Consider the following 24093-nt stretch of genomic DNA (forward strand, 5'->3'; position numbering starts at 1 on the left):
CCAATCGCACCATCATGGCGGGCGTTTCGTATGCGATTGGCCGCGCGACGTTGTTTGGCGGCTACTCAGACATGAAGTGGCCCGATCTCGCGCTCAACGCGTATACAACGGGACTGTCGGCAAAGTATCAGTTCAACTCGACCAATACACTCGCGCTCGGCTACGCCATGCTGCGCGACCGTACCTCGCAAGGCAATAACGCCGACCAGTTGGGCCTGATGTACGAGTACGATCTTTCCAAAACGACGAACTTCTACGGCGCGCTGTCCTTCCTGCGCAATCGCAACGAGGCAACCTACACGCTCGCAGGCGCGGCCAATTCTGGCCTGCCGCTCGCTTACGCGGGTGCCAATGCGCGTGGCGTGCAGGTCGGCATGGTTCACCGCTTCTAACGCAAAAGGCTCTGGACTGTTAATCCAGAGCCTTTTATTTCGGATACCTTATAATTCAAGATTCTCAGGATGTGGCGGCGTTGAGTATCTGAATCGCTTCCAGCGCGCCGCCCACCATCTTGTGCAGCACCGGCTCGACACGCGCAGCTAATTCGGGTGCGTAGTCAAAAGGCGCGTGCTCGTTCATATAAGTCGATTGGCACATTTCAAGCTGGATGGCGTGCACGCCGTCCAGCGGCGCGCCAAAGTGGCGCGTGATATAGCCGCCCTTGAAACGCCCATTTGCTACCCACGTATAGTCGCTGTTGGCTGCGGCCTGCTCGGCGCGCGCCTGCACCGACGCGTGCGCGGTACGCCCTTCCTGCGTGCCGAGATTCAGGTCCGGCAGCTTGTCGTCGAACAGTCGCGGCAGCACGCTTGCGATCGAATGCGCTTCCCACAACAGCACGTTGGCGTGGTGGCTGCGCAGACGTTGCAACTCCGCGCGCAGCGTCTGGTGGTAGGGCTGCCAATACGTTTCTACGCGGCGCTGACGCTCCTGCGCGTCGGGCGCACAGCCTTCGCGATAAATCGGCTCGCCGCGAAACGTTTCTGTCGGGCACAGCGAAGTGGTGGTCTGGCCGGGATAAAGGCTTTCGTCGTTGGGCGGCCGATTCAAGTCGATGACATAGCGCGAAACGCGCGCGCCCAGAATCGTCGCGCCCAGCGACCTTGCGAAAGCATAGAGGCGGTCGAGATGCCAGTCGGTATCGGCGACGCTCAGCGCTACGTCGGTGTACTGGCCGCGCAATGCCTCAGGAATCGCAGTGCCAAGGTGCGGAATCGAAACGAGCAGCGGTGCGTCGCCGCGCTCGAGAGTGTAGAGATCGGTCATGTGTCGGTCCGTTCGATAGTGTGCACGCGTTGCTGTGCTTAGCCAGCCGCGAGCAAACGCGCCAGCGCCGCGCGATAGTCCGCGTACAGGCGTGCTTCGTCGCGATGGCGGCGGTCTTCCACGACCTTCTCGCCGCCCGTGTAGACGTCGAGCACCGGCGTTTCGCCATGTTCGCAGAACACCACCGACGAAAGCCAGCTTTGCGGCGGCTTTTCCGCGAGATCGGGATGCAGCGGATCGAGCACGATCCAGTCGGCCCGCGCGCCCGCTTCGAGCGTACCCACGTTGCGCCCCGTCGCCCTCGCGCCGCCAGCAAGCGCGGCGCCGAACAGACGGTCGGCCACGTTGGCCTGCTGCGGCGCGGCCAGCACGTTGCGCTCGCGGCGCACGAGACGCTGGCCATATTCGAGCAGGCGCAATTCCGCGCGCCAGTCCACGCCGATATGGCTGTCCGAACCCACGCCAAACGCGCCGTTTGCCGCGAGATAGTCATGCGCCGGGAAAATGCCGTCGCCCAGATTCGCCTCGGTGGTAAGGCATAGACCCGCCACCGCGCCACTGCGCGCAAGTGCCTGGGTTTCCTTATCATCGACGTGCGTGGCGTGGACGAGACACCAGCGCGCATCCACATCAAATCGATCGAGCAGCCACTGCACGGGACGCGCGCCTTCCGTTTCGACGCAAGCCTCGACTTCGGCGGTCTGTTCAGCGATATGGATATGCACGGGCGCGCCCGGCGACATCGCATCGAGCCCGCCGAGCAACGATCGCAACGATGCTTCGGACACGGCGCGCAGCGAATGCGGCGCCACGCCATAGCGCAATGCACCGTGTTCGGGCCGCACACCGCGCAGCGTTTCCACGATGCCCAGCAACTGCTCGGGCGTATTGATGAAGCGGCGCTGGTCGTCACGCGGCGCGCGCGCGCCAAAACCGCTGTACTGGTAGAGCACCGGCAGCATGGTCATGCCGACGCCGGTTTCGCTCGCGGCATCGACGACGCGTTGCGCGAGTTCCGCCGCATTGGCATAACGCTGTCCGTCGTGCGCATGGTGCACGTAATGGAATTCGCAGACCGAGGTGTAGCCCGCCTTCAGCATTTCCACATAGAGCCAGCGCGCGACGGCGCCCAGATCGTCGGGCGTGATGCGCGCGGCGAAGCGATACATCAGGTCGCGCCAGCTCCAGAAGCTGTCGGTGGGATTCGCGCGGTACTCGGTCAGGCCCGCCATCGCGCGCTGGAAGGCATGCGAATGAAGATTAGGCATGCCAGGCAAGACCGGACCCGATGCGTGCGGCACACCGGCGGGCGCGGCGTCGAGATCGGACTGCACGCGCAGCAGCGTACCCGCGCTGTCCCATTCGAGCAACACATTGCGCCGCCAGCCTTGCGGCAACCAGGCCTGCGCCGCGAACAGCGCGCGCGAAGAAGCATTCATGTTCGTGACGTGATTCATGCGGTCAAGGGGCGATCGAAGACGGTCTTGCCACCGCGCACGACGCGCGTGCACAGCGGGCGGCCGATCCAGTAAGCGAGTTCGGCAAGCGACCGCACCTGCCACACCGCGAAATCGGCGGGACGGCCCACGGCCAGCGTACCGTGCCGCTCGGCGTCGCCGAAGGCGCGCGCCGCGTGCTGCGTCACGCCTTGCAGGACTTCGGGCACGGTCATGCGGAACAACGTGGTCGCCATGTTCAGCATCAGCATCAGCGACGTGGCCGGCGAGGTACCCGGATTGCTGTCCGTTGAAATCGCGATCGGCACCTCGTAACGGCGCAGCAGATCGAGCGGCGGCAACTGTGTCTCGCGGATAAAGTAATACGCGCCCGGCAGCAGCACGGCGACACTACCCGCATCTTTCATCGCTGCCACGCCGGCTTCGTCGAGAAATTCGAGGTGATCGGCAGAAAGCGCGCCATAGCGCGCCGCCAGCGCCGCGCCGCCGCTATTCGAGAGTTGCTCGGCGTGCATTTTGACCGGCAGATTGCGCCGGGCGGCGGCTTCGAACACACGCTCGCTCTGTGCAATCGTGAAGCCAATGCGCTCGCAGAACACATCGACGGCATCCACGAGGCCTTCGTCCGCCAGCGCGGGCAGCATGCGCTCGCACACTTCGTCGATATAGGCGTCGGCGCGGCCAGCGTATTCGGGTGGCAAGGCGTGCGCGCCGAGAAACGTCGTGCGAACCGTGACTGGGTAGCGTTCGCCCAGTTGGCGCGCGACGCGCAGCATCTTGCGCTCCGCGTCGAGCTCCAGGCCGTAGCCCGACTTGATTTCGACCGCCGTCACGCCTTCGGCGAGCAGCGGTTCGAGGCGCGCCGCCGACTGCGCGAACAGCGACTCCTCACTCGCCGCACGCGTCGCGCGCACGGTAGAGACGATGCCGCCGCCATTGCGCGCGATCTCTTCATAGCTCACGCCCGCAAGCCGTTGCGCGAATTCGTCCGCGCGCTGACCGCCGTAGACGAGATGCGTATGGCAATCGACGAGGCCGGGCGTCACCCACGCGCCCTGCAGATCTTCGCGCGGCCATTGCGCGAATTGCGGCGGCAGCGCCGCTGCCGCGCCCATCCATACGATCGTGCCGTTTTCCACGGCGATCGCCGCGTTTTCGACGGTGTCGCGCGGGTCGCCCTGCGCGCACAGATTCAGGTGATGCCAGACGGTCTGATTCATGGCTTGATGGACTCCAGTGCGATCGCGAGCAGTGCGGCCTCGCCTTGCGTCTCGATTCGCATGCTGCGTGCCGTGTCCGTGGTATCCGTTGTATCGATACGTAGAGTATCGCCTGCTGCCAGCGCGACGGGCTCGCCGCCGTTCACGCGCACACTTGCCGTGCCATTCGCGCAATACAGCAGCGCGGTTTCGCCCTGCATGTCGCGCGTCGTCGGTTCGCGCCAGATTTCAAACGTTGCGCGCGCAACATCACGACGCACCATCAGATTGAAGTCGCGCGTGGGACCGTCGATCAGGCGAGCAGAGATGGGTGCCTCGCCATCGAAATGCGCGACGTCGAGCGGCTTCACAAGCGTATGCATGCGCGCGGCGGCGCCCGTTTCGTCGAGCACCATGCCCGCGCCGTCCAGCAGCACGAGCGTGCGCGCCACGCCCTCGAAGCGCGAAAACGGCCCGGCCTGCGCGACGTCGGCGACGCTCACGCGCCACGCGAACGCCTCAGCTGAGCCCCCCAGCGCGATCTCGCGCGTGATGCCGCCGCCGTTTTTCCACGTCGACGCCACCAGGTCCGCACCGCGCAGCAGCGTCAGCCGCACGGCGCTTTCCGTTTGCGTTGGGCTCGCGTGGCTCATCGGCCCAGCATCGGCAGATTGAGGCCCGCTTCACGCGCGGTCTGCTGCGCGAGTTCGTAGCCGGCATCCGCGTGACGCATCACACCCGTGGCCGGATCGTTGTGCAGCACGCGGCCCAGACGCTCGTGCGCGGCCTGCGTGCCATCGGCGACGATCACGACGCCCGAGTGCTGCGAGAAGCCCATGCCCACGCCGCCGCCGTGGTGCAGCGAAACCCACGATGCGCCGCCTGCCGTATTGAGCAGTGCGTTGAGCAGCGGCCAGTCGCTCACGGCGTCCGACCCGTCCTTCATCGATTCGGTTTCGCGATTCGGGCTGGCGACCGAACCCGTGTCCAGATGGTCGCGGCCGATCACGATCGGCGCCTTCAGTTCGCCGTTCTTGACCATTTCGTTGAACGCCTGGCCCAGACGATAGCGATCCTTCACGCCGACCCAGCAAATACGCGCCGGCAAGCCCTGGAACGCAATGCGTTCGCGCGCCATGTCGAGCCAGTTGTGCAGATGCGGATCGTCCGGAATCAGTTCCTTGACCTTCGCATCGGTCTTGTAGATATCCTCGGGATCGCCCGACAGTGCAACCCAACGGAACGGCCCCTTGCCTTCGCAGAACAGCGGGCGAATATAAGCCGGCACGAAGCCCGGGAAATCGAAGGCATTTTCGACACCCATTTCCAGCGCCATCTGGCGAATGTTGTTACCGTAGTCGAGCGTGGCCGCGCCGCGTTCCTGCAGCGTGAGCATCGCCTTGACCTGGTTGGCCATCGACTGCTTCGCCACCTTGATGATGGTTTCGGGCGCAACCTTTTGCGCTTCGCGCCATTGCTCGACGCTCCAGCCTTGCGGCAGGTAGCCGTTGATCGGATCGTGCGCGCTGGTCTGGTCGGTCACGCAGTCAGGCGTCACGCCGCGCGCCACGAACTCTGCGAACACGTCCGCCGCATTGCCGAGCAGACCCACCGAAACCGGCTTGCCGGTCTGCTTTGCTTCCTCGACGATGGCGAGCGCTTCGTCGATGGTTTTGGCCTTGCGGTCCACGTAGCGCGTCTTGAGGCGGAAGTCGATGCGGGATTCGTCGCATTCGACTGCGATCATCGAAAAGCCCGCCATCGTCGCCGCCAGCGGCTGCGCGCCGCCCATGCCGCCGAGGCCGCCGGTGAGAATCCAGCGGCCCTTCGGGTCGCCGTTGAAATGCTGGTTGGCCACCGAGAAGAACGTTTCGTAGGTGCCCTGAACAATGCCCTGCGAGCCGATATAGATCCAGCTGCCCGCCGTCATCTGGCCGTACATCATGAGGCCCTTGCGGTCGAGTTCGTGGAAGTGTTCCCACGTGGCCCAGTGCGGCACGAGGTTCGAGTTCGCGAGCAGCACGCGCGGCGCATCCGCATGCGTGCGGAACACGCCCACCGGCTTGCCCGACTGGATCAGCAGCGTTTCATCTTCGTTCAGATCCTTGAGCGAGGCCAGAATCTGGTCATAGCATTCCCAGTTGCGCGCGGCACGGCCAATGCCGCCATAGACCACCAGCGCGTGCGGATGCTCGGCCACTTCCGGGTCCAGATTGTTCTGGATCATGCGGTACGCGGCTTCGGCCAGCCAGGTCTTGCAGACCTTCTCGCTGCCGCGCGGCGCGCGGATCGTGCGGGACGGGTCGAGGCGGGGATCGGTGAAGTTCGGATGGTTCATGGCATTCGTCTCGGGATGGAAGTTCTGGCGCGACGGGATGGCTTCGGATTGGCTTCGGTGTCGCGGCAACGTGAGAGCTAGTCTATCGCCGTTAAGTTGTATATACAACTCGTTTCAATAAAACGAACGTAGGTAGTTACCCTGGCGATTTCGCGGGGTAATTTCAGCATTAAAGCGGGAATCGAGCGCCAGAAGCGGCGCTCATTGACTAGACAAGCGGAGTGAAACGCAGGGGAGGAAGATCAGACCGTGCCGGCAAGATGGAAGCGCGAAGCGGGATGCCAGAGCCGCACGGAGGTCGCCACGTGCTGGCCGACCCAGGTGCGACGCAGCAGCAACAGGCACGGCTCGCCGATCTCCATCTCCAGATACTGCCGCACGCGTGCGTCCGGTTTCTGCGCGTAGATGCGAAATTCCGCGCGCTGGATCGGCGCGAGACGCACCATGTAGTGATTCGGTGTTTCGACCGTGAAATCCTGCTCCAGATAATCGGGAAAGACTTCCGGATTCACGTAGCGATCCTCGTACTGGATCGGCTCGCCCTCTTCGCTGTGGACGATGCGCGAATGGAACACAGGACCGGCGTCGAGTTCGAGCGCGGCGATCGCATTCGCATCGTCGCTGGCTTCGAGCGCCAGCACGCGCGCCGCGTGACGATGGCCGCGCGCGGCGATTTCATCGGCGATATTGCGGATCTGCAGGATGGTCGATTCGTACTGACGCGGCGCCACATAGGTGCCCGAGCCGCGCACGCGGTTGAGCACGCCTTCGGCCATCAGCTCGCGCAGCGCGCGCGACACGGTCATGCGCGCCACGCCGAACTCCTTGACCATCTCCGTTTCGGAGGGCACGACGTCGCCGGGTTTGAGTGCGCCGCTCTCGATTTGCGCAAGGACGTGACGCTTGATCTGTTCGTAGGCGGGCAACGCAGTGCCTGGCTTTTTTTTCATGGTCTTCGATCGGGAAATAAGCGGCGTCGCGTGGAAGCTGCGACGAGGCGGCCAACCTGGCCGCGGCACATTGTACCGTCCGCCACGCGGCGTCCCGGCTGGCCGGGCCTCCAGGGCGGCACGCGGACAGCGTGCTAAGATCGACCGCTGAATTTGTCGCATGCTGATTTCACAACCGCATTCCCACAACCCCGCGCAGTTTCCGGCGCACCGCCGCGCCCCGCGAATCTGTGCGCTCCCGGCGAACCATCTTGCACGCACCGACCCAACTCCTCTTCCTGCCCGGCGCCTCGGGCGACCCGGCGTTCTGGCAACCGCTCGCGGACCAGCTCACGCATCCGGCCACGCGCCGCTTCGCGGCTTACCCCGGCTTCGGCGCAACGCCCGCCGATCCCGAGGTCGAGAATTTCGAAGACCTCGTGCGCAAGATCGTGCAGCAGATTGACCAGCCGACCGCGCTGATCGCCCAGTCGATGGGTGGCGTGATCGCACTGCGCGCGGCGCTCGCCAAGACCGCGCTCGTCACGCATATCGTGCTGGCCGTGACCTCGGGCGGTCTCGATACCGAAGCGCTCGGCGCGCAGGACTGGCGCGCGGATTTCGCCGCGAAGAACCCGCAATCGCCGGACTGGTTCCTCACGCTGCGCGAAGACCTCACGGGCGAACTCGCCTATATCCAGCAGCCGGTCATGCTGCTGTGGGGCGACGAGGATCCGGTCAGCCCGCTCGCGGTGGGCGAGCGCCTGCTCGAGCTGCTGCCGAATTCGGAACTCGACGTGGTGAACGGCGGCGGCCACGATCTGGCCAATGTGCATGCGCGCGTGCTCGCGCCGCTCGTCGACGAATTCCTGCTGGGCAGCGACGCCGCCTATGAGGATGAAGACGACGAATACGACGAATTCGACGAAGGGGAAGACGAAGGCAAGGGCGAAAACCGCAACGCCTGATTTCCGCCGATTCATTTCCACTTTCACGGTCCCGCGCGCAATGCTGCGGGACCGCTGCCTGATTTTTCCGATCGGAAACGCGTCGCTCGACTGACTGCCGACGCATCGATTCTTTCATTTAGCATTCAATTTGCAGCGAATTCACGCCGATCAGCCGTGAATTCACCGTCTGCGCACGCCATTGCCGCCCTCGCTGCTTGACATTCACACGGCATAAGACGACTATTGGCCGGTTCGATAAACGAAACGATGTTCATATATCGAACATCGAATAACAAGAACGGGCCAGGCCGCCTCGCGCAACGTTTTGAGCTTGCCGCGTGAGGCACATATGAACCCGCTGCGCCGGGGCTTGACGCCTCGTGCGATGGAGGAGCGCCGCCGTACCGGCACCCCGACCACCACGCTCGAAGACCGACCGCCAGGCCGCTTGCAGGCCCAGGCCGCGCGGCCGCATGGGGACGGGCCACCCGCACACGCACGCCGATCCTGACCGCGCCGGCCAGCCAATAGCCATAAACAGCCACTCGCTGCGTGAGCAATAACAGTATGAAAAGAGACAACTCTCCCCGCGCGCAAGCGCAACCCGCCAAGGGACGCGGCGTGGTCGCCGCCCTCGTCTACGTGTTCGAGCGGGTCATGCCCGATCCCTTCGTCCTGTCGATCTGCCTGACCGCCTTTGTCGCCGTGATTGCGCTCGCCTTCGCGCCGCACGGCAATGTGCCGACGCTGCTCGACGCGTGGTACACGGGCACCTTCGGCATCCTTGGTTTCGCGTTGCAGATGATCCTGATTCTCGCGACCGGCTACGCCATCGCCGAAGCGCCGATCGTCCAGCGCGGCCTGCGCGCGCTCGCCGCTCACGCGCAGACGCCCGCGCGCGCCGCGCTGCTGGTGTTTCCGGTCGTCGCCATCGCGGCGTGGCTCAACTGGGGGCTAGGTTTGATCGTCGGCGCCCTGCTCTCGCGCGAAATCGCTCGGCGCGTGAAGGTGGATTTCGCGTGGCTCGTCGCGGGTAGCTACTCGGCGTGGTCGATCTGCAATAGCGGCCTGTCCAGCTCGATCGCGCTGTCCCAGGCGTCGCACGGGAACGCGCTGAATCTGGTCGAAAAGGCCACGGGCCAGGTCGTGCCGCTCGCGCAGACGGTGTTCGCGCCGTTCGTGTTCGTGCCCACGGTGCTGGTGGTGGTCGTGATGACCTTCATCTTCATCCGCATGCACCCGAAGCCCGAAGATGTCGTGGCCTTCAACCAGAGCGCGCAGAGCGAAGACAGTGCCCCCAGCGACGATCCGCACGCGCGCATCAGCGACACGCCTTCATTCGCCACGCGCCTCGAACAGTCGATGCTCGGCACGCTGTTGCTGCTCGTGCTGGGCGTGGGCTATCTGGCGATGGAATGGAGCGAAAAAGGCTTCGATCTCGACATCAACACGACGATCCTGATCTTCCTGCTGATCGGCCTCGCGCTGCAGCGCACGCCAATCGCGTATGCGAACGCGATCCGCCGCGCCGCGCGCCAGACCGGTTCGATGCTGCTCCAGTACCCGGTGTACGGCGGCATCATGGGCATCATGAAGGGCACCGGCCTCGCGTCGATGATCGCCAAGGCGTTTGTGACGATCGCCACGCCCGTCACGCTGCCGATCTGGAGCTACCTCAGCTCGCTCATCATCACGCTGCTGGTGCCCAGCGCTGGCGGCCATTGGGCCGTACAGGGGCCGTTCGTGCTGCCCGCCGCGCTGAGCCTGCACGCGTCGGTGCCGCGCACCGCCATGGGCGTGGCGATGGCCGAGAACGTCTCGAACATGCTGCAACCGTTCTGGGCCGTGCCGATCGTCGCCATCGCCGGAATCCGCATCCAGCGCGTAATGGGCTATACCGCCGTGACCTTCGCGGTCTCGCTGGTGATCTACGCGGTCGCGCTCTGGCTCGTGCCCTGAGCGATCCGCGCTTGACGCATGGATGAAACGGCGCCGCGTGCCTTGTCACGCGGCGCCGTTTTTCATTCCGGCAGCGGCGCGCACCGCCCGCGCAATTGGGCCACAATGGAGAACGCCCGAACGCGCTCAAGGAGCCTGCCGTGACCGCACACCTGCCGCCCAGCGACGAACTCGACCCGCGCCTCATCGAATTCGCACGAGAAGTGTTCGATACCGCACGCCGTGGCGAAGCCGCCACGCTCGCCACGCTGATCGACCAGGGCTTGCCGCCTGATCTGCGCAACGAAAAAGGCGATAGCCTCGTGATGCTGGCGAGCTATCACGGCCATGCGAATGCGGTGCGCGCGCTGATCCAGCACGGCGCCGATCCCGACCTGCGCAACGACAATGGCCAGACCCCGCTCGCGGGTGCCTGCTTCAAGGGCTACACGGAAGTGATCAGCGCGCTGCTCGACAACGGCGCCGATGTAGAAGGCGCTTCGCCCGACGGCCGCACGGCGTTGATGATCGCGGCCATGTTCAATCGCGTCGATATCGTCGATCAACTGCTCTCGCGCGGCGCAAACCCGCGCGCGCAGGATGGCTCGGGCAACACGGCGTTCGACGTCGCCAACGGCATGGGCGCCACCGACGCCGCCGCCAGGCTCGCGCATGTGAGCGGCAGGACGGCCTGATCTGCGTGCGCGCCGCCCTTCCCTGGTGACAGTCCTGGTTTGCATACCAGCCACTGCCAGGCGACGCTACACCTGTAGGCCGCGTATGCGGCACGTGTATTGCTCTGACAGCTTATGTAACCCGTGATATTGTTGGGTTACCGGAGTCGTAGCGCACAAGTGCCCGTCAATCGAACTCTGTCACCTTCGCGAGCGTCGCCATGAGTGATGTACGCCACCATCTGAGTCCGCGCGACCGCGTGGAATTGCTCTGCTGGCTCACCTGCGGGAGCCTCGGAGCGTACTATCTCAACGAATCCTGGCCCAATGCGGCCTTCCACGTGCAGGCGGCCCACAAGTGGCTCGACCGTCACGCGCGAGAGGCCGACTGGCTCGCCATCGCGCGGCTCACCGCCGTCGCGCAGGAAATCGCCAAGCAGCACGCCTGGTTTGTGGACGCCACCTGGGCGCGCGACGCGGTCGAGGAAATTCTCGACACGGACGACCTCAACTATCAGGCCAAGCTGGTGCTTCAGGTGCTCAAGGATTGCGAGCAGGCGCTCGCCGACCGGCGCGCCGCAGATTGACGCCCACCCGCTCGAAGTAAGCCTGCCGAAGTAAGCCTGCTTAAGCCGCCGCACGTTTCTCCATCAAACGATGGAGGCGGCGGCATTATCGTCGGACCATACTCTGGAACGCAGCGCCGGCCCCCGCCAGCGCACAGGCCGGAGCGTCCCCATGGTCTCGAAGATCACATCGCCGTTCGTTTCCACGCTCGCGACGTTCGCGCTCTGCGCGTGCGCCACGTCGATCAGCACCGCGGCATGGGCGCAAGGCAACGCGGCCATACCCGGCGCGAACACTGGCAAACCGGTGCAGAAAATCACCCGCACGGATCGCAAACCGCAGCAGATCGCCAAAGTGGCGCGACCCGCGCCGCAATCGCTGCGTTATCTGGTTTCGGACGCGCCCTGACGGACTTCGAAGCGCTTTGGAGTGACGTGGCACCTTGCGCCGTCGTCTGAAACGGCGCAGGGCGCTCACACTTGAATCGAATCGCCGCTACGATTGTGGCGTGGCTTTGGCGTCGGCGTTTGCGCTGGTCTTTGGCGCCCAGCCGTATCCGAGCGCCTTGTAAAGGCTGACGATCTGCGCAAGCTGCTGATCCTGCAACTGCGACTGCTGGATCTGCGCAGCGAAGAGACTGCGTTCCGCATCCAGCACCTCGAGGTAGCTCGTGTAACCGCCCTCGTACAGATCGCGCGACAGCGACGAATACTGCGTGAGCGCCGCCACCTGGCGCGTCGTCGCATCGAGTTGATCGCGCGTACGCGCTACGCCAACCAGCGCGTTTTCGACATCGGCGAAAGCCTGCTGGATCGTCTGCTCGTAGCTCAGGAGCGCTTCCTGATGCTGCGCTTCGGCTTCATGCACGGAGCCTGCGATTGCACCACCCTGGAAGATCGGCTGCGTGATCGAGCCCGCGAACGACCAGACGCGCGCGGGGCCGGTCCAGAGCCCGGAAAGCGCCGTGCTGGCCGCCCCGAATAGCCCCGTGAGCGAGATATCCGGGAAATACTGCGCCCGCGCCGCGCCAATCGACGCATTCGCGGCAATCAGCGACTGCTCGGCCTGAAGAACGTCGGGCCGGCGCTCCAGCAAGGTCGACGGCAGGCCGGCCGGAATCGCCGGCGCGGACAGTTCGGTGATGGCCTTGCCGCGCGCAATCGGCCCCGGATTCTGGCCGAGCAGCAGCGAAATCGCATCCTCCTGCTGCGCGATCTGCTGCTGGATCGAAAACACCGACGCCTGTGCGGATTCGTACTCGGACTTCGCCTGGCTCAACTGCAGTTGTGAAACCACGCCGCCCTTGAAACGCTCTTCGAACAGACTCACGGAGCCTTCGCGGCTCTTGAGCGTTTCGCCGGCAATCGTCAGTTGATTGTCGAGATCGCGCAGTTGCAGATAGCTGGTCGCCACATTGGCAATCAACGCGATGCGCGTCGCCTGCTGCGCCGACTGGGTGCCGAGATAATCGGCGCGCGCGGCTTCCGTCAAACGCCGCAGCCGCCCGAACAGATCGAGCTCCCAGGAAGCCACGCCCTGCAACTGCACCTGGTTGCCGACCAGCGGCGGATAGCCGGGAGCCGGCACGCCGCGACTGCGCGAGCCGCCGAAATTCGCGTTGATCTGCGGGAACAGACCCGCGCGCGTCACGACATAGCGGCCGTAGTATTCCTCGACGCGCGCCGCCGCGATGCCCAGATCCTTGTTCTGGGCGAGCGCCTTTTCGATCAGGTCGTCGAGCACAGGATCGTTGAACTGCTTCCACCAGTCGATCGACGCATCGACAGCCTCGCCGTTCGCGGAGGCATAACGCCAGGTCGCAGGCGTATCGACCGTCGGGCGATGGTAGTCCGGCCCCACCGCGCAGGCCGCGAGGCACAGCACGCCCGCGGCGATCGAGGTCGGACGCCAGGCCGAACGCATTACACGCTTGAGTGTCGGGTTCATGGCTTCAACCCTCCTGCGCGGGCGGCGCCGCCGGCGGCGACAAGGGCTTTTCCGCCTTCGGCTTCTTGCGGGACGACAAGGTTTCGAGACCCCAGAAGAACATCGGAATAAAGAACAGTGCGATCAACGTCGCGCCGAGCATGCCGAAGATCACGCCCGTGCCGAGCGAGCGACGGCTCGCCGCCGATGCGCCACTGGCGATCGCGAGCGGCACGCAGCCCAGGATGAACGCGAGCGAGGTCATGATGATCGGCCGCAAACGCAGTTTGGCCGCCGCGAGCGCCGCGTCGTACGGCGACATGTTTTCCTTCTCGCGCATTTCCACCGCGAACTCGAAGATCAGAATGGCGTTCTTCGCCGCCAGCGCGATCAGCACGGTCAAGCCGATCTGGAAGTACACGTCGTCTTCCATGCCGCGCATGAGGATGCCGATCAGCGCACCGAACAACGCAAACGGCACCGCCAGCAGCACGCCAATCGGCAGCGACCACTTCTCGTACTGCGCCGCGAGAATCAGGAACACCATCAGCAGTGCGAACGCAAATACCATCGCCGCCGTGGAGCCCGCCTTCTTTTCTTCGTAGGCCTGACCGCTCCACTCGTAGCTATAACCGTCGCCGAGCGTCTCCTTCGCGATTTCCTCCATCGCCGCGATGGCCTCGCCCGAGCTATGACCAGGAGCCGCGTCGCCGCTGATCTTGGCTGCGGGGAAATTGTTGAAGCGGTTGACGATGTCGGGACCGGGCACAAAACGCACCGTCGCCACGGCCTTGATCGGCACCATGTCGCCCGTGCGGTTACGCACGTAGAGCTGCTGGATGTCGTCGGGACGCGTGCGGTACTGCGGCTCCGCCTGCACGATCACCTGAAACAGGCGGCTGCCCTTCGGGAACTGGCTCACATAGGACGAACCGAACATCGTCTGCAGTGCCGAATAGACGTCCTGAACCGGTACGCCCATGGTTTCCGCGCGCTCGCGGTCCACCTCGACCAGCAACTGACGCGAATTCGTGTTGATGGTCGAATTCACGCTGCGCAAGGCCGGGTTCTGGCGCGCCTTGGCAATCATCGCGCGAACCTTCTGCTCCAGTTGCTGATAGTCGCCTTCGCCCGTGCTCTGCAGCCAGAACTCGAAGCCGCCCGTCGTGCCCAGACCTGGAATCGACGGCGGATTGAGCGGCACCACCGCGCCCTCCTTGAAGGTCGAGAAATACTTCGACGCATCGCGGATCAGGTCTTGCGCGGAACCATTCTTGCCGCGCTCGCCAAAGCCCTTGAGCGTGATAAAGAGCGTGCCCGCGTTCGACTTGTACTGCGAATCGATCAGGCTGAAGCCGATCGGCGCGGCCACCGAACTCACGGCGGGCTGCTTCGCGAACCAGTCCTCGGCCTTCTTCGACAGATCGCCGGTACGGTCCAGACTGGCCGCGTCGGGCATCACGACCGCGCCCAGCAGATAGCCCTGATCCTCAACCGGCAGGAACGACGAGGGAATCGACTTGAACAGCACGCCCGTCGCCACGATCATCACGACGATCAGGCCGATCGACATCACCACACGGCGGATCGCGGTACGCACCCAGCTGGCGTAGCCTTCCGTGAGTTTTTCGAACTTCTCGTTGAACCAGCGGAAAAAGCGGTTCTTCTTCTGCTCGCCCGGTTTAAGCAGGATGGCGGCCAGCGCCGGCGAGAGCGTCAGCGCGACGATACCCGAGAGCACCACCGACACCGCAATTGTCACGGCGAACTGCTTGTAGAGCTGCCCTGTGATGCCCGAAAGAAACGCCACCGGAATGAACACCGCCAGCAGCACCAGCACGATCGCGACCACCGGCCCGCTCACTTCGTCCATCGCGCGCTTGGCGGCCTCGCGTGGCGGCAGCTTGAACTCGCTCATATTGCGCTCGACGTTTTCGATCACGACGATCGCATCGTCCACCACGATACCGATCGCCAGCACCATGCCGAAAAGCGTGAGCATGTTGATCGAAAAGCCGAACGCCTCCATGCCGATAAACGCGCCGATGATCGACACCGGCACCGCGAGAATCGGCACGAGCGTCGCGCGAAAACTCTGCAGGAAGATGAACACCACGATAATCACGAGAATCACCGCGTCGCGCAACGTGTGCACGACTTCGCCGATGGATTCGCGCACGAACTCGGTCGTATCGAGCGCAACCTCGTATTTGAGGCCCGGTGGGAAGTTCTTCGACAACTGATCGAGCGTCTGGCGCACCTGCTTGGCCACCTGCAGCGCGTTGGCGCCAGGCTGCTGGTAGACGGCGATCAGCGTGGCGGTCTTGCCGTTATAGCGGCCGCGCAGCGAATAATCTTTCGCGCCCAGTTCCGTGTGGCCGATGTCCTTGATGCGCACGATAGCCGCATCGCCCGACGCCGCGCGCAGGATGATGTTGTCGAACTGCGATGGCTCGGTGAGCCGCCCTTTGGTGGCTACCGGGAAGGTTTGCTGCACGGGGGAATCGGTTGGAGACTGCCCTAATCGCCCGGCGGAAAACTGCTGGTTCTGCGCACTGATGGCGTTCTGCACGTCGGCCACCGTAATACCCAGGCGCGCCATGCGATCGGGCTTGATCCACACGCGCATCGCATAGTCCGCCGAGCCGAAGATGCTCGCCTGGTTCGCGCCCGGAATACGCTTGAGCGCGTCGAGCACATAGACGTTGGCGTAATTCGCCACATAGGACTGGTCGTAGGCGTTATCCGGCGAATAGATCGCAATCACCATCATGAACGCCGACGATCGCTTCTGCACCGACACGCCCTGCGCCGTCACGGCATCGGGCAGCGTGGGCAGCGCCAGGTTCACGCGGTTCTGCACGTCCACCTGCGCGAGCGAAGGATCCGTGCCGATGTTGAAGTACACGGTCAGCGTCATGTTGCCCGTCGAGGAACTCGACGAGTTCATGTACATCATGTTGTCGGCGCCGTTGACCTGCTGCTCGATCGGCGCGGCCACGTTCTGCGCGACGACGTCCGCGCTCGCGCCCGGATAGGTGGCGCTCACCGTGATCTGCGGCGGCGAGATATCGGGAAACTGCGCGATCGGCAGGTTGAGCAACGACACGAAGCCCGCGACCACGAGGATGATCGACAGCACCGACGCGAAAATCGGGCGGTCGATAAAGAAGTGAGAGAACTTCATCGCTCAACCTCCCGCTGCGGACGAGAGGGTCACGTCCACGCGGCGGGACTTGTCAGCCGGGTCGGAAGCGATCACGCGCGCGGGCTTGCGCATTTCGATGCGCGCGTCCTGCACGCCCGCGACAATGAGCGCCGAGCGCACGGTGTCGGCGCGCGCATGAGCGAGCCGTTCGTTCTGCGCGGCGGAGCCGGTCGAATCGGTGTAGCCGGAGATCACCACGCGCGTAGCGGGCGACGCGGCAAGACGTTGCGCCACAGCCGCGAGCGCCATGGCCGATTGCGGGTCGAGACTCGCGCTGCCGCTCTTGAAGTACAGCGGCGTGGGTCCGGCGGCGGCGTTGGCGGTAGCGCCGCCGCCCGTCGCACCGCCGGATGCTGCGGCAGTGGCATTGCCGCCATTCGCCGCTCCCTCGCTAGCGCCACCAGAGTTCGCAGCGGCGGCACCAGGCGCGGCACCGCCAGCCGCACCGCTGGCCCCGCCACCCGCCTGCGCCTGCACCGGATGCGGATTGACGGGCGCGCCCGGCATAAGCCTGAGCGTGTTGTCCACCACCACGCGATCTCCCGCATGCAGGCCCGAACTCACGACCCAGTCGTTACCGTTCCATTCGCCGGTTTCGATCGAACGCTGCTGCGCCTTGTTGTCCTTGTCCACGGTCCATACGAACGCCCCGCGCGGCCCCTGGATCACGGCGTTCTGCGGCACCGCGATGGCGTTCGCGCGATCGGCGCCGCGCAGCTTGATACGCACGAACTGGCCGGGCCGCAGCGTGCCCTTCGGGTTCGGCACTTCGGCGCGGATCAGATAGGTACCAGTCTGTTCGCTTAACGAAGCATCGGCGAAGGCGATACGGCCGGTGAACGGATACGTGCTGCCGTCAGCCAGCACGATGTCGGCTTCCAGCTTGCCGACCTGCGGCAGTTTGAGCGTGCCATTCGACGTCTGCGTACGCAGATTCAGCATCTCGTTTTCCGAGAGCGAGAAGTTGACCCACATGGGATCGAGCTTGGCGACGTAAGTCAGCAGGCTGTTGCTCGCGTCGAGATAGGAGCCGTCCTGCTTCTTCGCGTAGCTGGAAAGCCCCGTGACCGGCGCGGTGATGGTTGTATAGCCCAGATTGAGCTGCGCGCTCGTGACGTTGGCGCGCGCCTGTTCGACCGCGGCCGCCGCGGCCTGCTGCTGGCCGACGGAATCGTCTAGATCCTTCTGGCTCAACGCGTTCTTGGCGACGAGCGGCTTGACGCGATTGAGATTGGCCTGCGCCGTGTCGAGCCGCGCCTTCTGCTGCGCGTATTCGGCGCTCGCCGCGTCGAGCGCGGCCTGGAACGGCTTGCGGTCCATCTGGAACATGACGTCCCCTTGATGAACCATCGAACCTTCTTCGTACACGCGCTTTTCCAGAAACCCACTTACGCGCGCACGGATTTCGACCTGCTGAGAGCTTTCTGTCTGACCGACATAATCAAATACAACCGGGACGTCGCGCAGCGCGACATCCATTACATCGACATTGGCCGGCGGGGGCGCCGATGCAACCGGCGCTTTATCGTGGCACGCAGCAGCCCCGATCACCAAACCCATGGACAAGCACAACCGTGCCACTCGATATCCGCATGCCATGCTTTTCTCCGTTATCGGCGATCTACGCTGGACCGACGAACCCCAGGCGGAGTCCTGCAATACAGGACGCGCTGCGCCGCCTCAAGCTCGGAGCAAATCTTACTGCGTTTCCTCAAGGTGCACGATCACCGTGCCCATTAAAAGGAAGCCATCCTTATTGTTAATCAAGGTTAAATACGGTTGCCGAAATAATCATGCCTTGTGTTGCGCTCAAAGCAATAAATTTGAAGATATGGATTGCAAACATTTTAGATAACTTTGCAACGTGCCAGGCCAGCGACAGATGATGCTCAACGGCCTCGATCCAGTCGGCGGATCGCACCGAACTCCGCGCCCGGCAAGGTGCGGATCAACAGCGCCATCGCATCGGGCACACGGGCACGCTCAAGCTCAACGTGCAGACAGGCCAGTTCGCGGCGACGATCGATATCTATCGTGTGAATGCCCAACGCATCGCCCAGCAGGCCGTGCAACAGGCAACGCGCAAGCTGGGCGTGATGCGTGGCGACGCGCACGACCATCTGCACGGTGACGTGGTGCGACGTTCTGCGCTGTTTAGTCACCGCCACGCGGGGCGCAATTCTATGAGAGGAAGCGAGGTGATGCTGCAGGTGCGATGCCATGTGAACGGGCGCTTTTGTCGCCAGAACTGGCGCGCGCCATGCTGTTGAACATGGCTCGATTCTAGAAAGCCGCGTACAAACGCCGCATAAAGAAAGCGCTGGCGCGCGCCAAAAAAACATAGCGCGCGCCACAAGCTTTAACGAAGACGATGCTGCGTGCGTGTCGGATTGACACCACAGCTTCAGTCGAGCGGACGTCCAGCCGGTTCGCGAATCCAGGGCAGCGCGATCAGCGACACTGCACCACAGCCGATCAGATACCACGCCGGCGCAAGCGGATTGCCAAACAGTTGAATCAGCCAGGTCGCAAAAAACTGCGCGAAGCCGCCAAAGATCGACACACCCACGCAATAGACGATCGACATGCCAGTCACGCGCATCGACTGCGGAAAGAGTTCGGGCAGCATGACGATATTGGGCACCGCCGTGAAAGCGACGATCGCGCCCAGCACCGCCACCACGCCAAGCACGGCCGGCACGGTGGGCACCGAGTGGATCAGCATGAAGGCCGGATAGATCACCACGATCAGCAACACGCGCGATACGCCCAGCACACGCTTGCGCCCGAGCCGATCGGACAGCATGCCCGCGAACGGCGAACACGCCGCCGTCACGAGTGCGGCCACCAGCGCCGCGCTCATGCCCACCGACATCGGCAAGCCGAGGATTCTGATCGCGTAGGTGGACATATAGAACAGCACGATGTAATTCGCCGCCGTGCCGCCGATGGTGGTCAGCACGCCCGCGAACAGCGCGGTGCGATGGTGCGCGAAGATCTCGCGCACCGGGCGCGCGGCCACGGCAACCGGCGTATCGGCGTCGACGGGTTCGGCGTGCTCCAGCGTTTCGTCCAGATGGCGGCGGATATAGACGCCCACCGGCACCACCAGCATGCCGATCACGAACGGCACGCGCCAGCCCCAGCTTTGCAGCGCCGCAGGCGTGAGCGCGGTAGACAACGCCACGCCCAGCAGCGCGCCGCACACCGTATTGAGGCCCTGGCTCACGAACTGCCAGCTGCCGTAGAAGCCGCGCGAACGGTCGTCGGCATATTCGAGCAACATCGCCGTCGAGGCTCCGACTTCGCCGCCCACCGCAAAGCCTTGCACGAGCCGCGCAAAAACGATCAGCGCGGGCGCGGCGAGGCCAATCTGCGCGTAAGTCGGCGCGAACGCGATCAATGCGGAACCCAGCGCCATCAGCCAGAGCGTGAGCGTCATGGCGGCCTTGCGGCCCGCGCGGTCGGCGAATGCACCGATCATCACGCCGCCGATCGGCCGCACGATGAAGCCCACGCCGAAGCTGCCCACTGCCAGCAACAACTGGTTCAGCGCGCCGTGGACGGGAAAGAACAACGTGCCGATGGTGGTCGCGAAGAAGCTATAGACCGTGAAGTCGAAAAACTCCAGGCCGTTGCCCAGCGTGATCGCGGCGATAGCCTTCGCGCGCGAAACACGCGAAGTATGGGCGGGCGCGGCGGCGTCCGGGTCGGTGTGCAGCGTGCTGGCGTTCATCGTGTGTCTCCTCTTCCCTCAGGCAAGGCCCAACGCAAGCGCTTCAGGCGCGCAGGAAGCGCTCGGCGAGTTGCACCCAGTAGGCGGCGCCCGTCGCGAGGCAGTCGTCGTTGAAGTCGTAGCCGGGGTTATGGACCATGCAGCCGCCTTCGCCGTCGCCATTGCCGATGATCAGATAACTGCCCGCGCATTTTTCGAGCAGGAACGAAAAGTCCTCGCTGCCCGTAAGCGGATCGAGATGGTCAATCAGCCCATCCTCGCCGAGCCAGTCGCGCGCGACATCCTGCGCGAAGGCCGTCATCTGCGCGTCGTTCACCAGCACAGGGTAGCGCCGCTGATAGTCGATACGCGCCGTCGCGCCATAGGCGCTTGCCTGCGCGTGCACGAGCGCCGTAATACGCGCTTCGAGCAGATCGCGCACCTCGGGGCGCAGCGCGCGCACCGAAAGCTTCATCTGCGCGGTCTGCGGAATCACATTGGGCGCCTCGCCCGCATGGATCGCGCCGACGGTCACGATGGCCATGTCGAGCGGCGACACGTTGCGCGACACGATGGTCTGCAGCGCGAGGACGACGTTCGCGCACACCACGACCGGATCGATTGCCTTGTGCGGCACCGCGCCATGGCCGCCGCGTCCGTCGATGTCGATGATGACCGTGTCCGACGACGCCATGAACGGCCCGGCGCGAAAGCCCAGCTTGCCGGTCGGAAAGCCCGGCATGTTGTGCATGGCGAACACGGCGTCACAGGGAAAGCGCTCGAACAGGCCTTCGTCGAGCATGCGCTTTGCGCCGCCCAGGCCTTCTTCGGCGGGCTGGAAAATCAGGTGCAGCGTGCCGTCGAACGCACGCGACTGCGCGAGGTGTTTGGCGGCGGCCAGCAGCATCGCCGTGTGGCCGTCGTGGCCGCAGGCGTGCATCTTGCCGGGGATGCGGCTGGCGTAATCGAGGCCGGTGGCTTCGTGGATCGGCAAGGCGTCCATGTCGGCGCGCAGGCCCAGGCGGCGCGTGCCGTTACCTACCTTGAGCGTGCCGACCACGCCCGTGCCGCCCAGCCCGCGGTGCACCTCGTAACCCCATGCCGTGAGTTTTTCCGCGACCAGATCGCCCGTCACGAATTCTTCGAAGCCGAGTTCCGGGTGGGCATGGATCGCATGGCGCAGCGCGATCATTTCCTCTTCGATCGCCGCAATTGCGGGGGGAATCGCCATCGTGTTCATCCTTGGTCTCCTGGAGCGCACTGATTACTGGATGACTCAGGATAATGACGCCGATTTTTCGCCGACAGCCCTAAAATGGTTAGCCCGCCAACCGCAGGTTTTCACCCGGGTTTTCCCTCATGAAGTTCCACCAGTTCCGGGCGCTCGTCGCCATGGCCGATACCGGCAGCATCCGCGCGGCGGCGCGCACGCTCGGCATCTCGCCGGCGGCCGCCACCAAGGCCGTGCGCGAGCTGGAAGCCGAGCAGCAGATCGCCCTCGTCACGCGCAACGCCAACGGCATCGCGTTCACGGAAGCGGGCCAGGCGCTGCTGGTCCACGCGCGCGCGATCGTGCATCAGCTCACGCGCGCCCAGGACGAACTCGACGCGCGGCGCGGCAGCGGTGGCGGCAAGCTGTCGATCGGCGTGACGCCGTGGCTTGCCCTGTCCTTCCTGCCCGACGCTGTCACGCGCTTTCGCGAGCGCATGCCCGGTATGCAACTGGAGTTTTACGAGGGACTCCTGAATATTGTGATGCCGCGTCTGCGCGACGGTACGCTCGACTTTTCGCTCGGCAAACCGGGGCTTGCTTCGCTGCACGCCGAGTTTTCGCAGACGCCGATCTTCGCGACCGAATCCGCCGTGGTCGTGCGCAAGGGCCATCCGCTCGAACACGCGCATTCGCTGGTGGAACTGCAGGAGTGCGACTGGCTGCTCAACTGGGACCCGGCCAGCAAGGAAATGGTCACCGACGACGTGTTCCGCCGTCACGGCCTGCCGCTGCCGCGCACCGTGCATCTCGCGCATTCGTTCGTGGTGGCGATGGGCCTCATCATGAACACCGATATGGCCAGCATCTTCCCCTGGCCGCTGGTCGAAACACGTTTCGCGCGCGACAACCTGCGCGCGCTCACACTCCAGGAAGAAGTGGACCGCACCGTGGTGAGCGTGGTCGCGCGACGCGGCGTGCCGCTTTCGGCCGCCGCCGAATGTTTTCTCGACTGCCTCAAGGATGCGATCCGCGCGGGCGAAGCGTCGCAGGACCCGGAGCGGCGCCGGCTCTATCACTCGCTCGAACTTTTGATCTGACGATTCCCTGTCGTTCTGCGCGCTGTTGTTGCGACCCCACGCTTTGTGCTGACATTTAAATTACAGTCGCATATAAGAATCATTCGCATTATCATTGCGAACTTTCTAACAGCTTGACCCGCGAAGCATGACCTCGACTCCTTCTCCGCCACCGCGCTGAGGGTCGAGCGGATTCGCGCGTCCGCAGAAAACAAAGAGGGGTTTGGATTCGATGTCGTATGCCGCACAGGGGCCGCTCGAGCGCCACATTGGCCGTCGCAACAGCTTGATCAATGCATTGCTCGCGGCGGGTGTCATCGGCATAAGCGGATTGGCCGCCCTGCCCGCGCTGGCCGCCGAGGTGCCGCCGGACACCAGCGCCACCAGCGTCACCAACGCCGCTGAGTCGAAAACCAACGACGCCAAACCCGGCGAACAGCCAGGCCAACAGCCAGGCGAACAGCTCGCCCCGATCAAGATCACCAGCGGCAAGACCCAGGGCTTCGCGCCGAAGAGCGTCGAAACCGGCCAGTATCGCGGCCAGGACGCGCTCGACGTGGCCGCGACCGTCAACGTCGTCACGCGCGACCTGCTGGACGCCCAGGGCGCGACGGGCCTGTTCGACGCCGTGCGCAACGTAGCGGGCGTGTCGCGTCAGCAGTTGAACGGCCTCGCCTACGACAACCTCTCCGTGCGCGGCATCGCGCTCGACAATCGTTCGAGCTTCTACATCGACGGCCTGCTGCCCATCGACAACAACATCTGGATGCCGATGGAGGACAAGGAGCGTGTGGAAGTGCTCAAGGGCGCGTCGGCGCTCTACTACGGCTTCACGGTGCCGGCCGGCATCGTCAACATGGTGATGAAGCGCGCGGGCAACGATCCGGTGACGAGCCTGAGCGTGCTGGGCGATTCGAACGGCTCGATTGGCGCCGCCGTGGACATCGCGCGCCGCTTCGGCCCCGACGACCAGTTCGGCCTGCGCGTGAATGCGATGGACGAGCACGTCGAAACGCCCATCGAAGGCGATCGCGGCTATCGCAAGTTTGTCAGCGCGGCGTTCGACTGGCGCGTCAACAGCCAGCTCAAGCTGCAATACGACCTCGAACACATCGAATCGAAGATCGTCGAGCAGGCCGGCATCGCGCCGCTGGCTGCCGTGAATGGCGTCATCACGCTGCCCGCGATGCCCGACTCGAGCCGCCTGCTCGTGCCCAATAACCGGCCCACCTATGCGAGCGCGACCTCGCAGCTCGTGCGCGCCGATTACGCGTTCAACGACCACTGGAGCGCGAACTTCTCGATCGGCCAGTCGATCACGCGGCGCGACCGCTGGGCCTGGGTGTTCCAGAAGTACAACGTGGCGACGGGAACCGGCACCTTGCAGGGCAGCCAGCAGAACGGCCAGATGTACGAGAACAAGAACGTGCGGCTCGAAGTCAACGGCGACTTCAAGACCGGTCCGTTCACGCACACGGTCACGGTGGGCGGCACACAGAACTGGCTGTTCCAGCCGGACTTCACGACCTATACCTACACGGCGACGCAGAATCTCTACGATCCGGTCGATATCGCCAAACTCACGCGCAGCGCCACCAGCAAGGCGTTTTACGCGCAGCACGTGCGCAACAGCGGTC

General features: G+C 64.3%; 20 protein-coding genes. 8 read left to right on the forward strand and 12 right to left on the reverse strand.

What is annotated here, in order from left to right; genetic code table 11:
- Positions 1–392, forward strand: a 392-nt coding sequence (locus tag VG320_RS23030; protein ID WP_327202378.1) for a porin, incomplete at its 5' end; no start/stop codon positions are given.
- 64 nt (positions 393–456) lie between these two features.
- Here the strand turns inward: VG320_RS23030 and hutG are convergent.
- From hutG to hutC, 6 genes are all read right to left on the reverse strand, one after another.
- Positions 457–1266, reverse strand: coding sequence for an N-formylglutamate deformylase (hutG, locus tag VG320_RS23035; protein ID WP_327202379.1), 810 nt, complete (start codon positions 1264–1266; stop codon positions 457–459).
- A 38-nt stretch (positions 1267–1304) separates the two neighbouring features.
- Positions 1305–2705 carry a formimidoylglutamate deiminase gene (locus tag VG320_RS23040; RefSeq protein ID WP_327202380.1) on the reverse strand — a complete coding sequence of 467 codons (1401 nt, stop codon included), beginning with the start codon at positions 2703–2705 and terminating at the stop codon, positions 1305–1307.
- 14 nt (positions 2706–2719) lie between these two features.
- Positions 2720–3943, reverse strand: a complete 1224-nt coding sequence (hutI, locus tag VG320_RS23045; protein ID WP_327202381.1) for an imidazolonepropionase — start codon at positions 3941–3943, stop codon at positions 2720–2722.
- Complete coding sequence (locus VG320_RS23050) at positions 3940–4575, reverse strand: HutD family protein (protein WP_327202382.1); 636 nt, start codon at positions 4573–4575, stop codon at positions 3940–3942. The genes hutI and VG320_RS23050 overlap by 4 nt, the downstream gene beginning before the upstream one ends.
- On the reverse strand, positions 4572–6260 hold the full coding sequence (gene hutU / locus VG320_RS23055) for a urocanate hydratase (RefSeq protein ID WP_327202383.1): 1689 nt from the start codon (positions 6258–6260) through the stop codon (positions 4572–4574). Before hutU ends, VG320_RS23050 begins: the two co-directional genes overlap by 4 nt.
- A 242-nt stretch (positions 6261–6502) precedes the next feature.
- Positions 6503–7210 (reverse strand): histidine utilization repressor, encoded by a 708-nt coding sequence (gene hutC, locus VG320_RS23060; protein WP_327202384.1) that lies wholly within the window; start codon positions 7208–7210, stop codon positions 6503–6505.
- 251 nt (positions 7211–7461) lie between these two features.
- Between hutC and VG320_RS23065 the strand changes: the two genes are divergently transcribed.
- The 5 genes from VG320_RS23065 to VG320_RS23085 all read left to right on the forward strand — a co-directional run bounded on the left by VG320_RS23065 (position 7462) and on the right by VG320_RS23085 (position 11726).
- Positions 7462–8157, forward strand: coding sequence for an alpha/beta hydrolase (locus VG320_RS23065; RefSeq protein ID WP_327202385.1), 696 nt, complete (start codon positions 7462–7464; stop codon positions 8155–8157).
- A 549-nt stretch (positions 8158–8706) separates the two neighbouring features.
- Positions 8707–10098: a TIGR00366 family protein gene (locus tag VG320_RS23070; protein ID WP_327202386.1), complete on the forward strand. Its 1392-nt coding sequence runs from the start codon at positions 8707–8709 to the stop codon at positions 10096–10098.
- 140 nt (positions 10099–10238) lie between these two features.
- Entirely contained in the window at positions 10239–10772 is a 534-nt protein-coding gene (locus tag VG320_RS23075) for an ankyrin repeat domain-containing protein (protein ID WP_327202387.1), read from the forward strand.
- Positions 10773–10972: 200 nt separating this feature from the next.
- Positions 10973–11338: a hypothetical protein gene (locus VG320_RS23080; RefSeq protein WP_143886811.1), complete on the forward strand. Its 366-nt coding sequence runs from the start codon at positions 10973–10975 to the stop codon at positions 11336–11338.
- 151 nt (positions 11339–11489) lie between these two features.
- Positions 11490–11726 carry a hypothetical protein gene (locus VG320_RS23085; protein ID WP_327202388.1) on the forward strand — a complete coding sequence of 79 codons (237 nt, stop codon included), beginning with the start codon at positions 11490–11492 and terminating at the stop codon, positions 11724–11726.
- A gap of 87 nt (positions 11727–11813) precedes the next feature.
- On the opposite strand, the gene VG320_RS23090 is transcribed toward VG320_RS23085, so the two are convergent.
- From VG320_RS23090 to VG320_RS23115, 6 genes are all read right to left on the reverse strand, one after another.
- Positions 11814–13241 (reverse strand): efflux transporter outer membrane subunit, encoded by a 1428-nt coding sequence (locus VG320_RS23090; RefSeq protein ID WP_414696102.1) that lies wholly within the window; start codon positions 13239–13241, stop codon positions 11814–11816.
- A 28-nt stretch (positions 13242–13269) separates the two neighbouring features.
- On the reverse strand, positions 13270–16431 hold the full coding sequence (locus VG320_RS23095) for a multidrug efflux RND transporter permease subunit (RefSeq protein ID WP_327202390.1): 3162 nt from the start codon (positions 16429–16431) through the stop codon (positions 13270–13272).
- Between the two features lie 3 nt (positions 16432–16434).
- Entirely contained in the window at positions 16435–18051 is a 1617-nt protein-coding gene (locus tag VG320_RS23100) for an efflux RND transporter periplasmic adaptor subunit (RefSeq protein WP_327202391.1), read from the reverse strand.
- Between the two features lie 290 nt (positions 18052–18341).
- On the reverse strand, positions 18342–18620 hold the full coding sequence (locus VG320_RS23105; RefSeq protein ID WP_327202392.1) for a sugar ABC transporter permease: 279 nt from the start codon (positions 18618–18620) through the stop codon (positions 18342–18344).
- A gap of 236 nt (positions 18621–18856) precedes the next feature.
- Positions 18857–20188, reverse strand: coding sequence for an MFS transporter (locus VG320_RS23110; protein WP_327202393.1), 1332 nt, complete (start codon positions 20186–20188; stop codon positions 18857–18859).
- A gap of 43 nt (positions 20189–20231) precedes the next feature.
- Entirely contained in the window at positions 20232–21407 is a 1176-nt protein-coding gene (locus tag VG320_RS23115; RefSeq protein ID WP_327202394.1) for a M20 aminoacylase family protein, read from the reverse strand.
- 119 nt (positions 21408–21526) lie between these two features.
- Between VG320_RS23115 and VG320_RS23120 the strand changes: the two genes are divergently transcribed.
- Positions 21527–22477 carry a LysR substrate-binding domain-containing protein gene (locus VG320_RS23120; protein WP_327202395.1) on the forward strand — a complete coding sequence of 317 codons (951 nt, stop codon included), beginning with the start codon at positions 21527–21529 and terminating at the stop codon, positions 22475–22477.
- A gap of 211 nt (positions 22478–22688) precedes the next feature.
- Positions 22689–24093 (forward strand): TonB-dependent siderophore receptor (locus tag VG320_RS23125; RefSeq protein ID WP_327202396.1); only part of this gene is annotated, 1405 nt, incomplete at its 3' end.

The organism is Paraburkholderia sp. (genome assembly GCF_035948235.1).
Taxonomy (GTDB): domain Bacteria; phylum Pseudomonadota; class Gammaproteobacteria; order Burkholderiales; family Burkholderiaceae; genus Paraburkholderia.

What these genes read in the sequence shown, in the direction of transcription:
- VG320_RS23080 (WP_143886811.1), top strand. Translation starts at nt 10,973, where the DNA reads ATGAGTGATGTACGCCACCATCTGAGTCCGCGCGACCGCGTGGAATTG.
- VG320_RS23115 (WP_327202394.1), bottom strand. Translation starts at nt 21,407, where the DNA reads ATGAACACGATGGCGATTCCCCCCGCAATTGCGGCGATCGAAGAGGAA.
- hutG (WP_327202379.1), bottom strand. Translation starts at nt 1,266, where the DNA reads ATGACCGATCTCTACACTCTCGAGCGCGGCGACGCACCGCTGCTCGTT.
- VG320_RS23050 (WP_327202382.1), bottom strand. Translation starts at nt 4,575, where the DNA reads ATGAGCCACGCGAGCCCAACGCAAACGGAAAGCGCCGTGCGGCTGACG.
- hutU (WP_327202383.1), bottom strand. Translation starts at nt 6,260, where the DNA reads ATGAACCATCCGAACTTCACCGATCCCCGCCTCGACCCGTCCCGCACG.
- VG320_RS23085 (WP_327202388.1), top strand. Translation starts at nt 11,490, where the DNA reads ATGGTCTCGAAGATCACATCGCCGTTCGTTTCCACGCTCGCGACGTTC.
- VG320_RS23040 (WP_327202380.1), bottom strand. Translation starts at nt 2,705, where the DNA reads ATGAATGCTTCTTCGCGCGCGCTGTTCGCGGCGCAGGCCTGGTTGCCG.
- hutI (WP_327202381.1), bottom strand. Translation starts at nt 3,943, where the DNA reads ATGAATCAGACCGTCTGGCATCACCTGAATCTGTGCGCGCAGGGCGAC.
- VG320_RS23100 (WP_327202391.1), bottom strand. Translation starts at nt 18,051, where the DNA reads ATGGCATGCGGATATCGAGTGGCACGGTTGTGCTTGTCCATGGGTTTG.
- hutC (WP_327202384.1), bottom strand. Translation starts at nt 7,210, where the DNA reads ATGAAAAAAAAGCCAGGCACTGCGTTGCCCGCCTACGAACAGATCAAG.
- VG320_RS23095 (WP_327202390.1), bottom strand. Translation starts at nt 16,431, where the DNA reads ATGAAGTTCTCTCACTTCTTTATCGACCGCCCGATTTTCGCGTCGGTG.
- VG320_RS23090 (WP_414696102.1), bottom strand. Translation starts at nt 13,241, where the DNA reads ATGCGTTCGGCCTGGCGTCCGACCTCGATCGCCGCGGGCGTGCTGTGC.
- VG320_RS23110 (WP_327202393.1), bottom strand. Translation starts at nt 20,188, where the DNA reads ATGAACGCCAGCACGCTGCACACCGACCCGGACGCCGCCGCGCCCGCC.
- VG320_RS23120 (WP_327202395.1), top strand. Translation starts at nt 21,527, where the DNA reads ATGAAGTTCCACCAGTTCCGGGCGCTCGTCGCCATGGCCGATACCGGC.
- VG320_RS23070 (WP_327202386.1), top strand. Translation starts at nt 8,707, where the DNA reads ATGAAAAGAGACAACTCTCCCCGCGCGCAAGCGCAACCCGCCAAGGGA.